Origin of the sequence: Macrococcus carouselicus, from assembly GCF_004359515.1 — a bacterium.
GTDB lineage: Bacteria > Bacillota > Bacilli > Staphylococcales > Staphylococcaceae > Macrococcus > Macrococcus carouselicus.
The window spans coordinates 66238-85722 of sequence record NZ_SCWD01000003.1 but is presented as its reverse complement, the minus strand read 5'-3'; the positions used below and the strand labels follow the sequence as shown (position 1 = coordinate 85722).

The window sequence follows — 19485 nt, the reverse complement described above, 5'->3', positions numbered from 1 at the left end:
CGTTTTTCCTTGTACAAGGAAAAACGTCTTTTTTTGTTCTTGATAAGAACTCAAGGGAGAAGAAAATGAAGTTTGATCGTTATTTCTTAATGGATGAAGCAGCAGTTAAAGCATACATACTCGAAAAAACAGACTGCTTTACGGACAAAGAACTGACCGTGTCTGAAATTGGTGACGGCAATCTGAATTATGTCTTCAGGATTTCGGACGGAGAAACGTCAGTTATTGTTAAACACTCCGGTCATACGGCACGTATATCGGACGAGTTCATTCTATCAACTGACCGCACGATAAGAGAAGGGCGTTTATTACAGGCGCACGGCCGTTATGTGCCTGATTTTGTGCCGGCTATTTATTTGATAGATGAGACAATGAAGTGTGTGATTATGGAGGATCTCAGCAATTATGAAATCTTACGTACTGCCCTGCAGCAGAATCAGATCTATCCCCATCTCGGTCAGCTTTTAGGGCATTACTTGGCAGAGACGCTTATCCGTACTTCTGACTTCATTCTGCCACCGAAGGAGAAGAAGATGCTGCAGAAGGAAATGATCAATCCGGAACTTTGCGAGATTACAGAGGGCCTGGTTTATACAGAACCTTTCTATGATAACTTCAGCCGTAATGAACTATCTCCTGAACTAGCGGAATATGTAGAGCAGTATATCTATAATGATGCAGCATTGAAGCGTTCTGCTGCAGAAGCGAAACTGAAATTTCTGAATAAAGCAGAAAGTCTCATTCATGGGGATCTCCATTCTGGCTCAGTATTTGTGAACGCTGAAGGAATTAAAGTGATCGATCCGGAATTCGGCTTCTTCGGTCCTGCCGGCTATGATGTCGGGAATGTTATTGCACATCTTTTATTTGCCTATGCATATGCGGAGACAAAAGGACAGAAAGAGCAGATGGCTTGGCTGGAAAAGACAATTGAAGAAGTCATGAAGACGTTCCGGTCCTCTGCACTGATTATTCTGCAGAATGAGACACGGGATATTGCCTTGAATGATGAATCGATATTTGCTGCCTTTATCTCGGAAATTGAGAAAGATGCTTATATGGTCGCAGGTCTTGAAATCATCCGCCGCATTGTCGGTATGGCAAAAGTGTCGGACATCACGTTACTTGAAGAGACGAGAGTCAGAACGGAAATTCAGCTGCTGTCATTTGCACGCTACCTGATTCAGCATCCTGATAAAATACGAATCTATCCATCTTTATTCGCAATCTATCAGAACAGTAAGGAACAGGTCGCATGAAGGCAGTTGAATATAAAGAGGGTTATCTGACCTTACTCGATCAGACAGAGCTACCTCATCAAACTAGTTACAAGACAGTCAACACAGTTGAAGAGGTAGCACAGGCAATTGAACAGATGGTGGTAAGAGGCGCTCCTGCAATCGGCATTACAGCGGCATATGGTGCAGCAATCGGCGCAAGGGAGTTCAAGGGTGGTCATTTCAGTACTCATATGGAACGTGTTATCAATCGACTGAAGAATACACGACCGACTGCAGTCAATCTGCACTGGGCATTAAAGCGGGTCAGTCATTTAATTACTGATAACCAGTCAGAAACCATTCAGCGTCTGGAAGATGAAGCACATCTGATTGATCAGGAAGACACCACGATCAATCTGGCAATCGGCCAGTCTCTGCAGCACCTTGTGCAGGATGGCACGTCGTTTCTTATTCACTGTAACCCTGGAATGCTGGCAACAAGTGCTTACGGCACAGCAACAGCCCCTTTCTATCTGGCACATGAACAGAATATTTCCTTTAAAGTCTACAGTGATGAGACAAGACCGAGACTGCAGGGCGCACTGACAGCCTATGAACTCGCACAAGCTGGCATAGATGTCACTATTATTACCGATTCGACTGCCGCGACCCTGATGCAGCAAGGTGAAATTACAGCCATATTCGTAGGCTGCGACCGGGTAGCGGCGAATGGAGATGTCGTCAATAAAATCGGCACACTGCCACTGGCCATTGCCGCACATTACTATCACGTGCCATTCTATGTTGCAGCACCCACACCGACCTTTGATCTGGAAGTAGCCAGTGGTGAAGGTATTCCGATAGAAGAGCGGAATCCTTATGAAGTGACGCATATTCATGATAAGGCGATCACAGTAGAAGGCAGTGCGGTCTATAATCCGGCCTTCGATGTCACGCCGCATGAGCTCATTACAGCACTTGCGACAGAACACGGGCTGGTGGATGCAACAGAAGAAGCGATCAAGAAACTATTTGGAGAAGAGGAAGCTAAATGAAAGGAGCGTTAAGTATTTAGCAGGGGGTGGTGCTTGCTGGATGGCTACTCCTAAGTTTATGTCAGTCAACAATATGATTTCTATCTTCAGCGGCATGGCGATCGTGGCCTATCTGCTGCTTCATCAGACTAATCCAGGACGCGTCAATATGATTGGCTCAAAGAAAAATGCAGTCCGGTTCCAGGAACGCTGTTAGGTGCTCTGCTTATAGCGATACTGGAGAATGGACTGGTGATGCTGTCCGTACCTTATTATACATTGAATATTGTCAAAGGAAGTGTGCTGGCCATTGCACTGATGGTGAATTATGCACAGTTAAAAAAAGGAGGTCACCCACATGTCTGAAATCATTGCCACATATCAGATTAGAAAAAAAACAGATAATATTTATCAAATAGCTGAAAATATTGCAGTTGGCCTGACAGTTGGCAGCTGGACGGATCTGACAGAACTGGATCAGAAGCATCTTGAGGCTTACAAGGGCAGAGTGGTTACCGCTGAACAGCTGGCAGATGATCTGTTTGAGTTGAAAATCGGTTACCCCGTTAAAAATATCACTGGTGACTTCTCGTCTATATTGACAACAGTATTCGGCAAGTTATCTCTTGACGGTCAAATCAAGCTGATAGATATAGAATTTGACCGGTTTACCGAACACTTTCCGGGACCTGCATTAGGAATCGAAGGCATTCGCCAGTTGATAGGGGTAGAGAGACGACCGCTGGTAATGAGTATTTTTAAAGGAATTATCGGTCGTGATATTCAGTTCTTCCGTGATCAGTTAAGAGAGCAGGCAAAGGGTGGCGTTGATATTATTAAAGATGATGAAATCTTGTATGACGTTCCTGAACTACCATTTGAAGATCGTATAAGAGCAGGAGCTGAAGTACTGGCGGAAGTGAAGAAGGAAACAGGTAAAGAAGTGCTCTATGCAGTTAATTTATCTGGGCCCGTCTTCCAGCTCAAAGACAAAGCCGTTCGAGCAAAGAAATTGGGTGCGACAGCTTTTCTTTTTAATGTTCATGCCTATGGACTCGATGTACTGAAAGCAATTCGTACCCTGAATCTGGGTCTGCCGATTCTGGCGCATCCTGCATTAGCAGGTGCGCTGGCTGGAAGCCCGGATTACGGTCTCAGTTACAGTCTTCTGCTAGCTAAACTCACCCGTCTGGCAGGAGCTGATTTCATCCTTTTCCCGGCACCTTATGGTTCGGTGCCGATGAATGCTCAGGATGCGCAGCAGATTGTGAAAGCAGCTCGTGATGATATAGGTGTCAGAAGAACGTTTCCGGTCCCTTCAGCAGGGATTCACCCGGGTCTTGTGTCAAGACTTATTGAAGACTACGGTACAGATATCGTCATCAATGCAGGAGGCGGCGTCCATGGACATCCGCAAGGTGCAGCCGCTGGTGGAAGAGCATTTTCTGAAGCGATTGAACTCTATAACGGTGGCCAGACGGGTGAAGCTTATCAGGAGGCGATGCGTCTATGGGCTACATAATTGCGTGTGACTTTGACGGCACTGTCACAGCAGCGGATACGATTGTAGCTATCATGCAAAAGTTTGCGCCGGATAAAAGCGAACCGATTCTTAAGAAAGTGCTTGCGCAGCAGATATCTGTTCAAGAAGGAGTAACTGATCTTTTCCAGCTGTTGGAAAGTGCGAAAAAAGAAGCGATCATTGATTATGTCCTGAATGAAGTAGAGCTCAGGCCTGGCTTTCAGCAGCTGCTCGATACCGCTGAAAGGCTTGATATTCCTTTTTATATCATCAGCGGCGGCATGCACTTCTTTATTGAGCCGATTCTTGGACAATTCAATGGGATCGCTGCAGTCTATGCTAATGAAGTGGATTTTCAAGAACATTATATGAAAGTGGAATGGACGCATCTATGTGATGAACATTGTGAGTCAGGTGGATGTGGTACCTGTAAGCCCTCGATTGTACGTCAGCTGTCTAATGAAAAAGTGATAGCCATCGGGGATAGTGTGACAGATATTAAGCTTTCGCAAATAGCAGACATTCTGTTCACGACGGATAAACTAAGTGATTATGCATATGAACAAGGTATCCAGCATATACCGTTTGAGACATTTGATGAAGTGGCTGAGAAGCTGAAGGAGGTTACAGCATGACCGAAGAACTGAGAAATAATCTGGCCATTGTCAAAGAAAGACTGGCAGCACGCTGTCTCTTTCCCGGGACGAGCGGGAACCTCGGAATCAGAAATGCAGACAATACGTTAATCGTCACAACGAGTGGAGTCGATAAATATATTACCAATGAGCAGAGTTTCGTGCATGTGACAGCAGAAGGGAAACCCCTGGAAAATCTGAAGCCGTCTTTTGAGACACCTCTCCACGTTGAGATTTTCAGGCGGTCAAAGGCGCGGACTTCACTGCATATCCATACAATCAGTAACAACGTGATTTCAGAGATTTATGGTGATATGGGCAAGATTGAATTCAGAAAGCAGGAGCTGATCAAAGCCTTTGATTTGTGGTGTGAGGATGATGTACTGACTGTACCTATTATCGCCAATCCGAATGATATTAATCAATTGGCACAACTACTGATTCCCCATATCCAGAATGATTACGGCATAGTTCTTATTCGAAATCATGGTGTCAATGTTTGGGGACGAACAAGCGCAGAGGCACTTAAACTGTTCGAGGCAGCTGAATTTCTGTTTGAATACCAACTGCAGCTGAATGCAGCTAAATATTATTTAAAGGGAGCGAATTAAAATGGCATATTTAATCTTACAATCAACACAGGAACGCATCGAAAGTCAGGATGAAGTAAGAGCATATCTGGAAAAAAATGAAGTGATCTACGAACAATGGGACACGTCAAGGTTAGGCGATCATTTGAAAGAAAATTACACTTTATCTGACCGTGATAAGGCACAGATCCTTGAAACGTTCAGTGCTGAGATCCAGGACCTCAGCGCTCGCCGTGGCTATAAAGCAAGTGACGTCATCAGCTTGTCAGAGACAACTCCGAATCTTGATGAGCTGCTGACTAACTTCCAGCGTGAACACCATCATACGGATGATGAGGTCAGATTGATAGTAAGTGGAAATGGTGTTTTTGTCATTCAAGGAGAGGAGCAGTTTTTTGAGGTCCATTTAAATCCAGGTGATCTAATATCAGTACCACCAAATGTAAGACATTATTTTACACTTGATACGAGTCGTAAAGTTGTTGCCGTACGTATTTTTGTCGACGAAGCGGGATGGGTGCCTGTTTACGATAAATAGAAGGGTATCCTTTTTTGTTTGACTCATTAAAACTGAAGTATAAAATAAAGGGGGTACAAATAAGCGGTAAGGGATGATTGTAGATGACCGGAAAGATTGAAGTAATCAGACGAAAACAGTTAAAAGAAAAACCACAAGGTGCCAGAGGGTTTGGCCAGCATTTCACTGACTATATGTTCTCGATGGATTATAACGATGAAGAGGGCTGGCACAATGCAGCTATTCAGCCTTATCAGAATATCGAGATTTCTCCTGCTGCACCACGGTCAGGCTGTCTTTGAGGGGATGAAAGCCTATCGCCAAGGTGAGGATGTCATTCTGTTCAGACCGGATGAGAACTTCAGACGGATGAACAAATCGAATGCGCGCCTCAATATTCCGGAAATTGATGGTGAGTTTCTTCTCGAAGCATTGCAGCAGCTTATTAAGCTTGAAGAGGACTGGGTTCCAGCAGGACAAGGAGAATCTCTTTATATCCGTCCTTTCATCATAGCAACTGAACCGTATCTTGGCATACATGCGGCAAGTGAATATAGATTCATGATTATTCTGTCACCTTATTATGGCGATGATCAGCTGATGGCGACGCGCATTTATGTAGAGGATGAATATGTGCGTGCTGTCCGCGGGGGTGTCGGCTTCGCGAAGGTAGCAGGTAACTATGCAGCAAGTCTGGCAGCACAGACTCGCGCGTCTGAACTTGGCTATCATCAGGTTTTATGGCTTGATGGAGTTGAACGACGTTATATCGAGGAAGTTGGCAGTATGAATATTTTCTTTGTTATTGACGGTAAGGTGGTGACACCAGAGCTGAATGGCAGCATTCTGCCGGGTATCACACGTAAATCTATTCTTCAGCTCGCTGAATATCTAGGCTACGAGGTTGAAGAGCGCCGTATTTCGATTGAAGAGATCATGGAATCTGACAATGTGTCTGAAATCTTCGGTACAGGGACAGACAGGACCAGTGACACAACGACTTTATAATGTATACATATCTATTCAGGAAGGAACTGCTGAGGACCCGTTCGACTGGTGTCTGAAAGTTAACAGGAGGTGACCTATGGCTAAGCTGATTGTATTTGATAAGGATGGAACTTTGATGCAGCTGGGCAGCGTTATCGTAAAACTAGCCGATGATCTGATCAATGAATTCTCTTCGCGCTCTGATATTCATGTACCTAAATCTGAAATTAAAGATGCTTTTGGTATCGTGGATGATCAGCTGGATAAATTAATGCAGTCGAACAGTGCGAAGACGATAGTGGAAAAACTCCGATTTCTGCCGAATGGTGATCAGATGGCAGACTGGACACTCGGGCAGATGGAACATCTATCTACTGATAATGAGGTGGATGATATTGAGATTATTGAAGGGGCAGCAGAGACACTCAAACAGTTGAAAGAAGCGGGTTACACACTTGCTATAGTGTCAGCAGATGATACAGAATCAATGGATTTATTTGTGGATAAATTCAATATCAGACAGTACTTCGACTTAATTGTGACGAGTGATAACTCAGAGCACCAGAAACCCCGTAAAGAGCTGATGGATGAGATACTGACAAGAGTTAATATCAGCCGCGAGGATACCGTGATGATCGGTGATACTGAGATGGATGTAATGCTTGGTAGAAACGGCGAAGTTGCGCAGGTCATCGGTGTATTAACGGGCTCAGGCAACAGACAGGATCTTCGTCACGCTGACCTGATTCTGGATAGCGTAGCAGACATTCAAATAGACAAAATAAAATAGACCGCCATGGCGGTCTATCTTTGTTGTGAGGCACGGTGTGCTGCGATGACTTTACCGATTTTCTCAATCACTGGATCCAGTGAATGGCTGTCATCATAGACGTCATACTCATCTATATGAATTCTGACGACCGGACAGGCATTGAAGTCGTCAATCCATTTCTCGTAACGTGCAAATAATGCACGCCAGTAGGCTTCATCGGTCTCAATCTCCATCTGACGACCCCGTTCAGAGATGCGTCTGATGACTGCCTCATAGTCACACTCAAGGTAGATGAGACAGTCTGGACGCGGAAAGTAAGGGGTCATGACCATCGCCTCGTACAGCTGATAATAGGTCGCGAAGTCTTCAGGTGTCATCGTACCCCCTTCTTCATGCATCTTCGCAAAGATATCGACATCCTCATAGATTGAGCGGTCCTGAATGAAGCCGCCGCCATATTCAAACATCCGCTTCTGTTCTTTAAAGCGTTCGGCAAGGAAATAGATCTGTAAGTGGAAACTCCAGCGGTCAAAGTCCTGATAGAACTTTTCAAGATAAGGATTATTATCGACTTTCTCGAATGACGTTCTGAAATTCAGTTTCTCGGCCAGCGCTTGGGTCAGTGAAGATTTGCCGACGCCGACGGTACCGGCAATCGTGATAATAGCATCATTGGGTATGTTGTACATGGTTTTCTCCGATCAATGTTGTGATTTGTGTTAGAACTTTCTTGTAATCATCTGGCTTCTGGACGAAATCAAGCTCGGTTGTATCAATTAAGAGGGCATTGGCTGTTGACTGATAGATGGCATTGTAATCTTCAATCAAGGTGAGCAGATAATCATCTGTGATGGACGTCTCGAAGTCACGGGCACGCTTTCTGATGCGTTTCTTTAATATAGTGAGATCTGCTGTCAGAAAAACAGTGACGTCAGGCATGCGGAGGTCTTCGGTCATCACACTGTAGATTTTTTCGAACATCCCGTATTCTGCATCATTGAGCGTATTTCTGGCGAAGACCTTATTCTTCAGAATATGATAATCACTGACAACAGAACGGTCAGCGAGATCGCTGATCTGCTTGTAGCGATTGCACAGAAAGAACATCTCAGTCTGGAAACTCCATTTGCTGATATCTTCATAGAAGTCGCTTAAGAACGGGTTCTCCTCAACGATTTCATAGAGCGTCTCCATCTGAAGGGACTCTGCTAACAGACGCGTAAGTGAACTTTTGCCGACACCGATCGGGCCTTCAATAGCAATATATAATGACATAATTTTCTCCTACCGATAAAATGTATATGTATTGTAACACAAATAGAATTAAGGTGGTCTAACATGAATCATGAAACTTATATGAAACTCGCACTCGAGGAAGCTCGTAAAGCGGAAGCGATCGGTGAAGTACCAATCGGGGCTGTCATCGTACAGCACGGCGAAGTTATCGGACGGGGTCATAACCTGCGCGAGACTGAACAGAATCCAACTTATCATGCTGAGATGATGGCGATTAACGAAGCAGCTGAATACCTGGGTTCATGGCGTCTTGAGGACTGCGTGATCTATGTGACGCTGGAACCTTGCGTGATGTGTGCAGGCGCTATTGTCATGAGTCGTATACCGGTTGTGGTCTATGGTGCAACTGATCCGAAGGGCGGTTGCAGCGGCAGTCTGATGAATTTACTGACAGAACCCCGCTTCAATCATCGGGCGACAGTGATTAAAGGAATCTGTCAGGAAGAATGCAGTACGGCACTGACAGAATTTTTCCGAAATATACGCAAAAATAAGGTGGCACGTCATAAAGGTGTAGTAAACTTGGAAGTGGAAACAACAGAAGAGGAGCTGGAAGAATGATCAGACTTATCGCAACGGATATGGACGGCACATTGCTCAATTCATCACACGAAATCTCTCAGGAAAATATTGACGCCATTCGCTATGCACAGAGTAAAGGGGTCACGGTCGTCATTGCGACAGGACGTGCCTTTTACGAAGCGAATATGCCGGTCAAACCGACAGGACTTCGAGTCCCTTATATCTGCCTGAACGGAGCAGAAGTACGGGATGAGGAATTCAATATCACGCACACCTCACACCTGAGTCCAAGACAGATTAGAGAAGTGACAAAAATATTACGCAAGTATGATATTTTCTACCAGGTCTATACGAATTTCGGTATTTACACTGAAAATAAAGAAAAGGACCTGGAGATTTATCTTGACATTTCTATCCAGGCAGGCAACGAGCCGGACGTAACAAAAATCCGGGAAGGTATCGAGCGCCGTCTGAAGCAGGGTACCTTGAAAGAAGTAGAAGATTATCAGACCATCTACGAACGTGACGGCGAAATCGTTATGAAATTTCTTGCTTATTCAAGTGATGCTGATAAGCTGGAAGCGGCGAAAGCAGAGCTGAACGATTTTACAAGTATCGCAATCTCTGCCTCAGCGCGCAGCAATATTGAAATCACTCATGCGGATGCACAGAAAGGGATTGCGCTTGATAGCATCGCTGAACAGCTCAATATACCGATGTCTCAGACCATGGCCTTAGGGGATAATCTAAATGATGTCTCCATGTTGGCCCGCGCTGAATTTTCAGTTGCGATGGAAAATGGTGCACCTGAGACCAAGGCGGCAGCGAAATACGTCACGGCAACGAATGAAGAGGGCGGCGTCGGTAAAGCGATTATGAAGTTTCTTGAACAGGAAAATCAATAATAATAAAATCCATCTCTCAATTTGAAAGATGGATTTTTTATTGTCATGGTTCTATGAAGCGACTGCCGTGAACTGTAACTTTTCTGTTATTCTTCTAACTCGATTATCTGAATCACTCGAGCAGGGGCACCTGCGACTACGACATTGTCCTGGACGTCTTTTGTCACTACGCTGCCGCTTGCAATGACTACATTATCACCGACTGTAACGCCCGGATTAATGACAGAGTGTCCGCCGATCCAGCAGTTATGACCGATTTTAACAGGCTTCGCGTATTCAGCACCGCTCTTTCGTTCAACTGGATCGATTGGATGCGTCGCCGTATAGATATGGACACCGGGTGCAATCATACAGTTGTCTCCGATATCAATTCTTGCGACGTCAAGCAGCGTCAAGTCATAATTTGAGTAAAAGTTTTCACCTACATGAATATTGTAACCATAGTCAACTCTAAGATTACTTTCAACATGAACATGTTCACCGGTTGAACCAAAAATTGTTTTAACTTTTTTCTGGCGTTCATCTGCCAAATTCTCGGGTATAGCATTGTAACTGCGCACTGCCAGTCTCGCCTGTATACGGTCATTAGCAAGAACTGGGTCCTGAGGGTCATAAAGTTCGCCGTTCAGCATCTTCTCTTTTTCAGTCATAAGTACGCCTTATTTGCTGTATTTAAGACGAGCAAATGCATCGTGCTGATGAATGGACTCTTCATTACGGCATTCGATTTCAAAGCCTTTGATAAACGGAAGTTCAACTAGATCTGCAGCGATCAGGCGCAGTAAATCTTCAACGAAACGGGGATTTTCATATGCACGTTCTGTCACAGATTTCTCATCTGTACGCTTTAAGATAGGATAAAGCATGCTTGAGGCGTTGATTTCCATGGCTTCAAGCATCTGTTCTTTGAAGTCAGCGGGTAAGTCTTCTGTGAGGTCTGCTTGCACTGTGACGACACCTCGCTGGTTATGTGCAGAGTATTCACTGATTTCTTTTGAGCACGGGCAGAGTGTGGTGACTTCTGCTTTGATAGTCAGTGACTGATTCAAGACTTCTTCATCAGCGACAGTCATCGCAAAAACTGTATCCGCATGACCGACCGCTTTTAAGTTCGTGACCGGGCTGAAGCGATCGAAGAACCAGACGCCTTCCACTTCAACGGATGCCTCTTTCTGCTTCATTGCTGTCTGTAAAGTGATGAGTACTTTCTTGAGTGTGGCGAAATCAAGGACCAGACCGCCATCGTAGTGTGATTCAACCGACTCCAGAATGCGGCTCATGTTGATACCCTTCTCGTCTTTTGCGAGGTGTGTGGACAAGCTGAAGTTCCCGACTGTCTGAAAGTCACCGATCCGAACCGGGTACGTCAGATTTTTGATACCGACGTGATCGATCTCGAATAAAAAGTCTTTCTTGGAACTCTGCAGGTCTGTCATGCGTTCTTTTTCTGTTGGTTTCGTTCCTTTGACCGGGTCCACTGAGCCGAAATGTCTCCAGCGGCCTTCTCTTGTATTTAAATTATATTCTTTCATTTACTGATCTCCTAAATATCTTTATAAAGAGTAGCTGTAGAATCGCTCAGTTTTCAACCACATATCGCGTGCTTCTTCAGCTTGCTGCGAATCTGCAGCGAGGTTTTTCAGCATCGGGCCGGTCTGTGAAGCATGGGCCTCGAGTACTCTCATTTTTCTTTCTTCGTAGCCTGTAATATCTATCACTACATCAGGAGCGCCCAGTTCATCAAATGTATCATGACTGAACGCGACGAGATGTAATTTGGGACGTTCGTTTTCAGGCAGGCGGCGTACGGCTTCTACTACCGCATCTGCTGTTGCTTCGTGGTCAGGGTGGACTGCATAGCCTGGATAGAACGAGATGATGAGAGATGGCTTCAGTTCATCGATCAGCGCGCCCACCATATTTGCCAGGTCCTCTGTCTTTTCGAATTCAAGCGTCTTATCACGGTAACCCATCTTGCGTAAATCTGTGATACCGATTGCTTCGGCTGCGTGTTCTAACTCCTTCTCGCGGATGGACGGCAATGATTCACGTGTTGCAAAAGGGGGATTACCTAAATTACGACCCATCTGGCCAAGTGTCAGACAGGCATATGTCACAGGGACGCCGTCATCTATGAATTTTGCGAGTGTTCCTGAGACACCGAATGCCTCGTCATCAGGATGGGGGAATACAACTAATACTTGTGATTCTGTCATGTGTGCACCTCTTATAAATGAAACGGTGTTCTGCTGATTTCCAAAGCGGCAGCCAGTTGCCCGTCATAGTTATGGCCTGCCATCAGAAAAGCACCGTCTTCTGCGATTTCGTAATGCGTGAGTCCCTGGACGTACACCCAGCCACCTTCAAGCTTAAGGCCGACGCGGTAAGGGTCTTTTTTACCGCCTGTGATCTTACCCTGGATATAAGTGACTTTAATATTGCGCAAAAATGTTCCTGCATTGAAGACACGTTCATCGAAATGAGATGCATAGGCACCGTTTGTCGTTTCGACGTGCAGATAGACAGGTTCATTGGTGAATTCATTCAAATGTTGCTGAACAGCTTGTTCATTGATTAATTCCATCGTTACGACTCCTCATAAATGTCCTGCTATTAGTTTACTAAATTAAATGACTGAATTATATACTTTTTGCTCATAAAGAAGAGTGCACCGTATGGTCCACTCTTCACTGTCATTATTTTATACTTCTTCTGTCTGTACGTCGATTTTCTCGACCTTGTTGTAAGCGCCGTGCTGTACGGGGCCGACAAAGTCATTCATCTTCCAGCCGTTCTTGATAGCTGATGCAACGAAAGCTTTAGCGTCGATGACTGCTTCACGTGGTGTGAGGCCATTTGCCAAGTTAGCTGTTGTCGCTGCTGCAAATGTACAGCCTGCCCCGTGGTTGTAGGATGACTGGAACTTATCAGTTGTCAGTAATGTATAAGTCTTCCCGTCAAAGTAGAGGTCTACTGCTTCAGCCCCCTCAAGTGCTTTGCCGCCTTTAATGACAACATGCTTAGCACCCCGTTTGTGAATGATGCGCGCCGCCTCTTTCATCTCGTCAATTGAAGTCAGCTTGCCGAGTCCGGATAACTGACCTGCTTCAAAGAGGTTCGGTGTGACCACTGTTGCGAGCGGCAGCAGCTCTTTGATCATGGCATCTGTGTTACCTGGATTTAATACTTCATCTTCACCTTTACATACCATCACCGGGTCAACCACAAAAATTTCAGCATCGGACTCTTTGAAGGCCTGTGCTGCACGGCCGATGATTTCTTCTGTACCGAGCATTCCTGTCTTGATAGCATCAGGGCCGATGGAAAGTGCTGTCTTGATCTGTTGATCAAGCAGTTCAATCGGTAATGGTGTTACATCATGACTCCATGTCTCCGGGTCCATGGTGACAATTGCTGTCAGCGCGACCATACCATATGTGTTGAGTTCCTGGAATGTTTTTAAGTCTGCCTGCATACCAGCGCCGGCACTTGTATCTGATCCTGCAATGGTTAAAGTTTTCTTGAGTGACATTACGCATACCCCATTCTTTTTTTCTGATTATTATTATCATAGCACGAATGCGGGTATGACAAAATAAAATGCTTATAAATTGTGATACAATTCAGGTGGAGAGGTGATGTTATGAACTGGGAAACTATTTTCAAGGAAATAAAGGAAAAACATGATTTCAAGGAGATGGATGCCTTTCTGGAGGAAGCCTACCGGACCAAGGAAATCTATCCTGCTCGAGAGAACATCTATAATGCATTTAAATATACACCGTTTGATCAGGTGAAGGTCGTTATACTTGGCCAGGATCCTTATCATGGACCCGAACAGTCACACGGACTGGCATTTTCAGTGAAGAATGGGACGAAACTGCCGCCATCACTTCGCAATATTTACAAGGAACTGGCTGAGGACATAGGATGCGAACGTCACACTGGTGAACTGACAGGATGGGCTGAGGAAGGCGTCCTGCTGCTGAACACGGTTCTGACAGTGGAGAAAGGATTGGCAAACTCGCATCGTGGCATCGGTTGGGAGACGTTTACGAACGAAGTCATTCAGGCCCTGTCTGATCATCGGGAGCATATCGTCTTTATTCTCTGGGGCAAACCTGCACAGTCCAAGATTCCTCTGATTGATACAGCTAAACATCATATCATCAAGAGTGTGCATCCGAGTCCGCTCAGTGCGTTCAGAGGGTTTTTCGGCTCCAGACCTTACAGTCAGACCAATGATTATCTAATGGCTCATGGTCTTGACCCTATTGACTGGTGTAAGGAGGTTATCATGAATGAAAACGCAGATCGTTAATCAGATACAGGCCGAACTTGAAAAAGCACGCACAGCAAGTGATAATGAATTCAGCAAGCACATGTATGCTATTCAGACACTGGCCGTACTGGGTCAGCAGAACTTGAACGACAACGTTGTAAAGTCTTCGATGCAAGAGGAGACAAACAGAATTACGGCCGCTGAACTGAAGATGATGGGTGGAAGCCCTGAACAATCGAAAGCGGTAACTGATGATGGATTTGGTAATGGGGACTCATTATTTGATTTTTAGGAGGATGACATGAAGACATTTTTAATTATAGGAGCGCTTAACGCAATGATGGCAGTAGCACTCGGAGCGTTTGGCGCACATGGCCTTGAAGGCAAACTGCCGCCGAAATATCTGGATATCTGGAATAAGGCTACGACCTACCAGATGTATCATGCGTTAGGTTTAATCATGATAGGAATATTAAATGGCACAACATCGCTTAATCTGAATACAGCAGGTTGGTTGATGTCAGCAGGTATCGTATTCTTCAGTGGTTCGCTTTATATTCTCGCAGTCACCCAGATAAAAGTGCTGGGGGCCATCACACCAATTGGCGGTGCACTCTTCATCGCGAGCTGGCTGCTGCTCATTCTGGCCGCATGGAAAGCATAAAAAATAGACTCCCTCGGGAGTCTATTTTTTATTTATTATAGTTGTTACGTTTGTTTAACTGGCGTTGTAGAATCGGTAAAATGATCGGGCTTAATTTAATCAATAACTGAATTAGTCTTTTCATTATGATGTCCTCTTTTCAAGTATTATGGTTTTCTTAATTATATCCATTCCTGGCATCCATTAAACATGCTTTTTCAGCATCAAATAGAACGGAATACCGATAGCTACAATAATCAATGAATATAGAGCGCCCAGAAAATCACTCTGGAGCGTGCTGACAATGATGAAGAGACCACCGAGTATAGCGACAATCGGTACTATCGGATAAAGTGGCACTGAGTAGGCACGAGGTCCTTTAATGCGTTTTCTAAGTAAGAACAAACCGATGAATGCCATGATATAGAAGACATAGATGACAAAGATACATATTTCAGACAAGTAGTCCGCATTGACAGTTTTAGGGAAGGCGAGCGTCAGTAATACAAGTGAAAGTCCAAGTATATAAACAATGCCGAGCGCACCGACGGGTGTATTCGTCTTAGGACTCACATAACCGATCAATTTTGAGAATGGCAGTAAATGATCATCAGCCATCGCAAAGGGCACACGCGGAAACGTCATAATCTTGCCGTTCAGACAGCCGAAGATGGAGATGATGACACCTATATTGACAATCTTAGCTCCGACTGAACCGAATAGAACAGCAGCGGCCTGTGCGGAACTGGTGTTGCCCATACCAATGAGCTCAGAAGCAGGGATGACATGGAAGACTGCGATATTGATGAAGACATAGGCAAGTGTGACAACCGATAGACCGATGAGCATTGCAAGCGGTAGATTGCGCTTTGCATTTTTCATTTCGCCTGTCAAGTTCGTCAGCATGATCCATCCATCATAAGCAAATAATGTCGCGAGAACGGCACGGCCGAAGTTGATTTCTCCCTGGTCTTTAATCAGGTGTGTGACGTCCTGATTGAAGATATCCGCCTTGCCCCATAATAAACCGAAGATGATGATGGCAAAGACGGGAATCAGTTTGGCGATTGTTGTAATATTCTGCATCGCGCCGCCTAGGCCTGTACCCATGATATTCAGCACGACTAAAAAGGTTAGTGCAGCGATACCGATCCAGACACCGAGACTCTCATCTAAACCAAAAAAGTTGGAAATAAGAATGCCGAAAAATAATGTGAGAGAAGCGATGATGGCAGGACCATAGATGACGGTCTGTACCCAGCCGGTCAGGAAGCCCCAGAAACGACCGTAAATATCTCTGATATAAGCGTATAATCCGCCTGTCTTAGGAATCTGTGCGCCGACTTCAGCAATTGTAAGACCGGCTGCAAGGGTTAGAATACCCCCAACAACCCATGCCCAGATAGCAAGGTTACTGGATCCTGCATGACCGAGGACGACTGAAGGTTTGACGAATACACCGGAACCGATGATTGTACCTACAACAATCGTTACAGCAGTCAGCAGTCCGATGGATTTCTTCAGCGACTCTTGTTGACTCATAAATATTCCCCCTTGGTAAAATAACTCCTCATAAATATAGCATGAAAAAGAGTTGTGAAATACCCTTTTTGGATACCCATACATAAAATATGATGATTAATTTAAATTTTCTGTTAACTAATAAAATGACTTCTTTCAGAAATTAATACTGAAAAATGGGTGAAAACAGTTGAACTATGTCGATTATTTGGTATGATAATAGTTGATAATGATTATCAATTGCAGAGGAGTTTCATCATGAAGTTGCGTTATTTTGTTCTTTTACTCGCTGCACTGTCCATACTCTCTGTTTTTATAGGTGTTGTGGATCTTGCACCGAAACATCTTTTTCATCTGACAGCTAATGAAAAAAATATATTGATCAATAGTCGGCTCCCTAGAACTATCTCCATCATTTTAGCTGGGGTCGCACTGAGTGTTGCCGGTCTCTTGATGCAGCAACTGACCCGTAATAAGTTCGTATCACCCACCACTGCAGGAACGATGGATTTTGCCAAGCTCGGTATACTTGTCGCGATGATTTTCTTTGCGGATACACATATTCTGGTGAAGCTTGTCTTTGCTATCGCAGCCGCAATCATCGGTACGCTGGCGTTTATGTTTATCGTCAACCGGATCAAATACAAGGATGCCATCTTTATTCCACTTGTCGGTCTGATGCTCGGTAATATCGTCTCGAGTTTTGCGACGTTTATGGCACTGCGTTTCAATGCGATGCAGAGCATCGGCAACTTCTTTGTGGGAGACTTCTCAATGATCACCTCAGGCCGCTATGAAATTTTATTCATCATCATCCCGATGGTCATCGTCATCTATGTATTCGCTCACCACTTCACAATTGTAGGCATGGGTGAGTCATTCAGCCGTAACCTTGGTATTCAGTACGAGAAAATTATGAATATCGGGGTGATTATCAGTGCCATCGTCTCTGCGACAGTTGTTGTGACGATCGGTGTACTTCCTTTCCTCGGACTTGTTGTACCGAATATCGTTTATCTGTTTGTAGGTGATCATCTGCAGAAAACTTTACCGTTTACTGCACTGCTCGGCGCCATTCTTGTTATGGTGGCTGATATCTTCAGCCGACTGATTATTTTTCCGTATGAGATTCCTATCGGGCTGACGCTTGGTATTATCGGCAGTGTGCTGTTCATGCTACTGCTCTTGAAAAGGAGAAATGATTATGTCGCTAAAATCTAAGAAAGTCCTGACCCTGCTTACGGTCGCTGTCCTGCTGGCCGGTCTATATATTGTGATTCAGCTCAATATGAACGCACTGGGTTATGTATTACCGGCACGTCTCCGTAAGGTCGCAGCCATCATTCTGGTAGGAGCGGCGATTGGTGTGTCATCACTGATATTTCAGACCCTCACAGAGAACCATCTGCTGACACCATCAGTCATCGGTCTGGATGCCGTCTACTTGTTCCTGCAGACGATCATCATCTTTCTGTTCGGTGCAGTGAGCACGCTATTGATGAATACATACATCAATTTCTTTTTATCAGTCACTCTGATGATCATCTTCACACTGGGATTGTTCAAGCTGGTGTTCAGAAAGAACACATCAGTCTACTTCATTCTGCTCTTCGGACTCGTGATGGGGACATGTTTCCAGAGTCTGTCCAGCTTCATGCATATGGTAATGAACCCGGATGATTTCCTGATGCTGCAGGACAGAATGTTCGCAAGTTTCAATACAGTGAACGAAAAGCTGCTGATTCTCTGTGCTTTACTGATCGGCGCACTGCTCATCTATATTTACCGCAGGAGCGCCGAACTGGATGTCCTCAGCCTCGGCAAGATACATGCACTTAATCTAGGTCTCGATATCGATAAGCTGACACGCAGCATGCTGCTGGTCGTCGCCATACTGGTCAGCATTTCAACGGCGCTGGTCGGACCTATTACATTTCTTGGTATTATCGTCTGTAACATCACTTATCAGTTCATCCGCACATACGAACATAGACTGCTGATCATCAGTACGATTCTGGTATCGGTCATTACATTGATGGTCGGTCAGATGATGACACAGTATATCTTTGACGGTACGACGGAAATCACCATTATGATCAACTTCGTCGGCGGTCTGTACTTCATCTATTTACTCTTTAAGGAGGGTGCACATGATTAAAGTCAGTAACTTAAGCATAGAGATCGGTAAGAAACAGATTCTGAATAACGTGTCCACTGAAATTAAAAAAGGGGCTATCACAGCAATCATCGGTCCGAATGGTGCCGGGAAAAGTACGCTGCTGAACGCTGCGACACGTCTGATTGATGTCACAAGAGGCTCAGTTGAGCTGAACGGTGCAGAAATCACAAAAATGAAAAGTGACCAGGTGGCTCGTGAACTGGCTGTTCTGAAACAGAGCAACCATACGAACCTCAAATTATCGGTCAGAGACCTTGTGAATTTCGGTCGATTCCCTTATTCAAAAGGACGGTTGTCACAGGAAGATGACCGAATTGTCGATGAGTCGCTTGATTACATGGGACTTGGCAGCATGCAGGATGCTTATCTCGACGAACTGTCAGGTGGCCAGCGCCAGCGTGCATTTATCGCCATGACACTGGCACAGGATACGGATTATATCTTCCTGGATGAACCGCTGAACAATCTGGATATGAAACATTCCGTACAGATGATGCAGCTGCTTCGCCGATTGGTGCGCGAGAAACAGAAAACAATCGTCATTGTTATCCATGACATCAACTTCGCCTCGTGCTATGCGGATTACATCGTTGCAATGAAAGAAGGCGAGATTCTGCTTGACGGCCCTAAAGATGATGCTATCACGCCGGAAGCGCTGAAAAAAGTCTACGATATGGATATCAATATCGAATGCATCTTCGGTCAGCAGATCTGTGTCTATTTTGATGACGAGAAAACGGTGGATGACTACGTCAGAGAAGTGCAGCTGGTATAAGATAGGTCATTGAGAGGAGTGGTGCCGGGAGAGCATCAGTGTTTAATTTTGGGCAAAAAATTCGGGGGAAAAACAAATACTAAGG

24 protein-coding genes and 1 pseudogene are annotated in these 19485 nt (G+C 44.9%); 17 read left to right on the top strand and 8 right to left on the bottom strand.

What is annotated here, in order from left to right; all coding sequences use genetic code 11:
• The first annotated feature begins 65 nt into the window (after nt 1-65).
• From mtnK to ERX40_RS08600, 9 genes and pseudogenes are all read left to right on the top strand, one after another.
• On the top strand, nt 66-1259 hold the full coding sequence (gene mtnK, locus ERX40_RS08640; RefSeq protein WP_165980723.1) for an S-methyl-5-thioribose kinase: 1194 nt from the start codon (nt 66-68) through the stop codon (nt 1257-1259).
• Nucleotides 1256-2275, top strand: coding sequence for an S-methyl-5-thioribose-1-phosphate isomerase (gene mtnA / locus ERX40_RS08635; protein ID WP_133418100.1), 1020 nt, complete (start codon nt 1256-1258; stop codon nt 2273-2275). The genes mtnK and mtnA overlap by 4 nt, the downstream gene beginning before the upstream one ends.
• Nucleotides 2276-2315: 40 nt before the next feature.
• Complete coding sequence (locus tag ERX40_RS11460; RefSeq protein WP_243713030.1) at nt 2316-2471, top strand: hypothetical protein; 156 nt, start codon at nt 2316-2318, stop codon at nt 2469-2471.
• 141 nt (nt 2472-2612) lie between these two features.
• The gene (locus ERX40_RS08625; protein WP_133418099.1) at nt 2613-3776 is read left to right on the top strand and encodes a 2,3-diketo-5-methylthiopentyl-1-phosphate enolase; all 1164 of its coding nucleotides are present in this window, start codon (nt 2613-2615) and stop codon (nt 3774-3776) included.
• Nucleotides 3764-4411, top strand: a complete 648-nt coding sequence (locus tag ERX40_RS08620) for an MtnX-like HAD-IB family phosphatase (RefSeq protein ID WP_133418098.1) — start codon at nt 3764-3766, stop codon at nt 4409-4411. Before ERX40_RS08625 ends, ERX40_RS08620 begins: the two co-directional genes overlap by 13 nt.
• Entirely contained in the window at nt 4408-5022 is a 615-nt protein-coding gene (gene mtnB, locus ERX40_RS08615; RefSeq protein WP_133418097.1) for a methylthioribulose 1-phosphate dehydratase, read from the top strand. The genes ERX40_RS08620 and mtnB overlap by 4 nt, the downstream gene beginning before the upstream one ends.
• Before the next feature lies 1 nt (nt 5023).
• Nucleotides 5024-5539: a cupin domain-containing protein gene (locus ERX40_RS08610; protein WP_133418096.1), complete on the top strand. Its 516-nt coding sequence runs from the start codon at nt 5024-5026 to the stop codon at nt 5537-5539.
• 83 nt (nt 5540-5622) lie between these two features.
• Nucleotides 5623-6599, top strand: a pseudogene (locus ERX40_RS08605) (branched-chain amino acid aminotransferase).
• A 3-nt stretch (nt 6600-6602) separates the two neighbouring features.
• Complete coding sequence (locus ERX40_RS08600) at nt 6603-7295, top strand: HAD family hydrolase (protein ID WP_133418095.1); 693 nt, start codon at nt 6603-6605, stop codon at nt 7293-7295.
• Between the two features lie 14 nt (nt 7296-7309).
• Here ERX40_RS08600 and ERX40_RS08595 read toward each other — a convergent pair whose 3' ends face one another.
• A complete protein-coding gene (locus ERX40_RS08595) occupies nt 7310-7966 on the bottom strand; it encodes a deoxynucleoside kinase (protein WP_133418094.1) in 657 nt (218 codons plus the stop codon).
• Nucleotides 7947-8552: a deoxynucleoside kinase gene (locus ERX40_RS08590; RefSeq protein ID WP_424960725.1), complete on the bottom strand. Its 606-nt coding sequence runs from the start codon at nt 8550-8552 to the stop codon at nt 7947-7949. The genes ERX40_RS08595 and ERX40_RS08590 overlap by 20 nt, the downstream gene beginning before the upstream one ends.
• 63 nt (nt 8553-8615) lie before the next feature.
• Between ERX40_RS08590 and tadA the strand changes: the two genes are divergently transcribed.
• Complete coding sequence (tadA, locus tag ERX40_RS08585) at nt 8616-9134, top strand: tRNA adenosine(34) deaminase TadA (protein WP_133418092.1); 519 nt, start codon at nt 8616-8618, stop codon at nt 9132-9134.
• Nucleotides 9131-10000, top strand: coding sequence for a Cof-type HAD-IIB family hydrolase (locus tag ERX40_RS08580; RefSeq protein ID WP_133418091.1), 870 nt, complete (start codon nt 9131-9133; stop codon nt 9998-10000). Before tadA ends, ERX40_RS08580 begins: the two co-directional genes overlap by 4 nt.
• 86 nt (nt 10001-10086) lie before the next feature.
• On the opposite strand, the gene ERX40_RS08575 is transcribed toward ERX40_RS08580, so the two are convergent.
• The 5 genes from ERX40_RS08575 to thiD all read right to left on the bottom strand — a co-directional run bounded on the left by ERX40_RS08575 (nt 10087) and on the right by thiD (nt 13532).
• Nucleotides 10087-10650, bottom strand: a complete 564-nt coding sequence (locus tag ERX40_RS08575) for a sugar O-acetyltransferase (RefSeq protein WP_208001675.1) — start codon at nt 10648-10650, stop codon at nt 10087-10089.
• A 9-nt stretch (nt 10651-10659) separates the two neighbouring features.
• Nucleotides 10660-11532 (bottom strand): GTP cyclohydrolase FolE2, encoded by an 873-nt coding sequence (folE2, locus tag ERX40_RS08570; RefSeq protein WP_133418090.1) that lies wholly within the window; start codon nt 11530-11532, stop codon nt 10660-10662.
• A 21-nt stretch (nt 11533-11553) separates the two neighbouring features.
• Nucleotides 11554-12216: a bacillithiol biosynthesis deacetylase BshB2 gene (gene bshB2, locus ERX40_RS08565; protein ID WP_133418089.1), complete on the bottom strand. Its 663-nt coding sequence runs from the start codon at nt 12214-12216 to the stop codon at nt 11554-11556.
• 11 nt (nt 12217-12227) lie between these two features.
• The gene (locus tag ERX40_RS08560; protein WP_133418088.1) at nt 12228-12584 is read right to left on the bottom strand and encodes a YojF family protein; all 357 of its coding nucleotides are present in this window, start codon (nt 12582-12584) and stop codon (nt 12228-12230) included.
• Between the two features lie 117 nt (nt 12585-12701).
• Complete coding sequence (gene thiD, locus ERX40_RS08555; protein WP_133418087.1) at nt 12702-13532, bottom strand: bifunctional hydroxymethylpyrimidine kinase/phosphomethylpyrimidine kinase; 831 nt, start codon at nt 13530-13532, stop codon at nt 12702-12704.
• A gap of 111 nt (nt 13533-13643) precedes the next feature.
• Between thiD and ERX40_RS08550 the strand changes: the two genes are divergently transcribed.
• From ERX40_RS08550 to ERX40_RS08540, 3 genes are read left to right on the top strand one after another with little or no spacing between them, the layout of a single operon-like run.
• Nucleotides 13644-14321, top strand: coding sequence for a uracil-DNA glycosylase (locus tag ERX40_RS08550; protein WP_133418086.1), 678 nt, complete (start codon nt 13644-13646; stop codon nt 14319-14321).
• A complete protein-coding gene (locus tag ERX40_RS08545; protein WP_133418085.1) occupies nt 14302-14574 on the top strand; it encodes a DUF5327 family protein in 273 nt (90 codons plus the stop codon). Before ERX40_RS08550 ends, ERX40_RS08545 begins: the two co-directional genes overlap by 20 nt.
• A 9-nt stretch (nt 14575-14583) precedes the next feature.
• Entirely contained in the window at nt 14584-14946 is a 363-nt protein-coding gene (locus ERX40_RS08540; RefSeq protein ID WP_133418084.1) for a DUF423 domain-containing protein, read from the top strand.
• Nucleotides 14947-15129: 183 nt separating this feature from the next.
• On the opposite strand, the gene ERX40_RS08535 is transcribed toward ERX40_RS08540, so the two are convergent.
• A complete protein-coding gene (locus ERX40_RS08535; RefSeq protein ID WP_133418083.1) occupies nt 15130-16467 on the bottom strand; it encodes an APC family permease in 1338 nt (445 codons plus the stop codon).
• A 237-nt stretch (nt 16468-16704) separates the two neighbouring features.
• On the opposite strand from ERX40_RS08535, the gene ERX40_RS08530 reads away from it, so the two are divergent.
• From ERX40_RS08530 to ERX40_RS08520, 3 genes are read left to right on the top strand one after another with little or no spacing between them, the layout of a single operon-like run.
• Complete coding sequence (locus ERX40_RS08530) at nt 16705-17667, top strand: ABC transporter permease (RefSeq protein ID WP_133418082.1); 963 nt, start codon at nt 16705-16707, stop codon at nt 17665-17667.
• A complete protein-coding gene (locus tag ERX40_RS08525) occupies nt 17651-18604 on the top strand; it encodes an iron chelate uptake ABC transporter family permease subunit (RefSeq protein WP_133418081.1) in 954 nt (317 codons plus the stop codon). The genes ERX40_RS08530 and ERX40_RS08525 overlap by 17 nt, the downstream gene beginning before the upstream one ends.
• A complete protein-coding gene (locus ERX40_RS08520) occupies nt 18597-19400 on the top strand; it encodes an iron ABC transporter ATP-binding protein (protein WP_133418080.1) in 804 nt (267 codons plus the stop codon). Before ERX40_RS08525 ends, ERX40_RS08520 begins: the two co-directional genes overlap by 8 nt.
• The last annotated feature ends 85 nt before the right edge of the window (nt 19401-19485 follow it).

Coding starts and splice junctions, on each gene's coding strand:
- mtnA (WP_133418100.1), top strand. CDS start 1,256: ATGAAGGCAGTTGAATATAAAGAGGGTTATCTGACCTTACTCGATCAG.
- thiD (WP_133418087.1), bottom strand. CDS start 13,532: ATGTCACTCAAGAAAACTTTAACCATTGCAGGATCAGATACAAGTGCC.
- ERX40_RS08530 (WP_133418082.1), top strand. CDS start 16,705: ATGAAGTTGCGTTATTTTGTTCTTTTACTCGCTGCACTGTCCATACTC.
- mtnB (WP_133418097.1), top strand. CDS start 4,408: ATGACCGAAGAACTGAGAAATAATCTGGCCATTGTCAAAGAAAGACTG.
- ERX40_RS08600 (WP_133418095.1), top strand. CDS start 6,603: ATGGCTAAGCTGATTGTATTTGATAAGGATGGAACTTTGATGCAGCTG.
- ERX40_RS08540 (WP_133418084.1), top strand. CDS start 14,584: ATGAAGACATTTTTAATTATAGGAGCGCTTAACGCAATGATGGCAGTA.
- bshB2 (WP_133418089.1), bottom strand. CDS start 12,216: ATGACAGAATCACAAGTATTAGTTGTATTCCCCCATCCTGATGACGAG.
- ERX40_RS08610 (WP_133418096.1), top strand. CDS start 5,024: ATGGCATATTTAATCTTACAATCAACACAGGAACGCATCGAAAGTCAG.
- ERX40_RS08580 (WP_133418091.1), top strand. CDS start 9,131: ATGATCAGACTTATCGCAACGGATATGGACGGCACATTGCTCAATTCA.
- ERX40_RS08525 (WP_133418081.1), top strand. CDS start 17,651: ATGTCGCTAAAATCTAAGAAAGTCCTGACCCTGCTTACGGTCGCTGTC.
- mtnK (WP_165980723.1), top strand. CDS start 66: ATGAAGTTTGATCGTTATTTCTTAATGGATGAAGCAGCAGTTAAAGCA.
- tadA (WP_133418092.1), top strand. CDS start 8,616: ATGAATCATGAAACTTATATGAAACTCGCACTCGAGGAAGCTCGTAAA.
- ERX40_RS11460 (WP_243713030.1), top strand. CDS start 2,316: ATGGCTACTCCTAAGTTTATGTCAGTCAACAATATGATTTCTATCTTC.
- ERX40_RS08590 (WP_424960725.1), bottom strand. CDS start 8,552: ATGTCATTATATATTGCTATTGAAGGCCCGATCGGTGTCGGCAAAAGT.
- ERX40_RS08560 (WP_133418088.1), bottom strand. CDS start 12,584: ATGGAATTAATCAATGAACAAGCTGTTCAGCAACATTTGAATGAATTC.
- ERX40_RS08620 (WP_133418098.1), top strand. CDS start 3,764: ATGGGCTACATAATTGCGTGTGACTTTGACGGCACTGTCACAGCAGCG.
- ERX40_RS08520 (WP_133418080.1), top strand. CDS start 18,597: ATGATTAAAGTCAGTAACTTAAGCATAGAGATCGGTAAGAAACAGATT.
- ERX40_RS08550 (WP_133418086.1), top strand. CDS start 13,644: ATGAACTGGGAAACTATTTTCAAGGAAATAAAGGAAAAACATGATTTC.
- ERX40_RS08545 (WP_133418085.1), top strand. CDS start 14,302: ATGAAAACGCAGATCGTTAATCAGATACAGGCCGAACTTGAAAAAGCA.
- ERX40_RS08575 (WP_208001675.1), bottom strand. CDS start 10,650: ATGACTGAAAAAGAGAAGATGCTGAACGGCGAACTTTATGACCCTCAG.
- folE2 (WP_133418090.1), bottom strand. CDS start 11,532: ATGAAAGAATATAATTTAAATACAAGAGAAGGCCGCTGGAGACATTTC.
- ERX40_RS08535 (WP_133418083.1), bottom strand. CDS start 16,467: ATGAGTCAACAAGAGTCGCTGAAGAAATCCATCGGACTGCTGACTGCT.
- ERX40_RS08625 (WP_133418099.1), top strand. CDS start 2,613: ATGTCTGAAATCATTGCCACATATCAGATTAGAAAAAAAACAGATAAT.
- ERX40_RS08595 (WP_133418094.1), bottom strand. CDS start 7,966: ATGTACAACATACCCAATGATGCTATTATCACGATTGCCGGTACCGTC.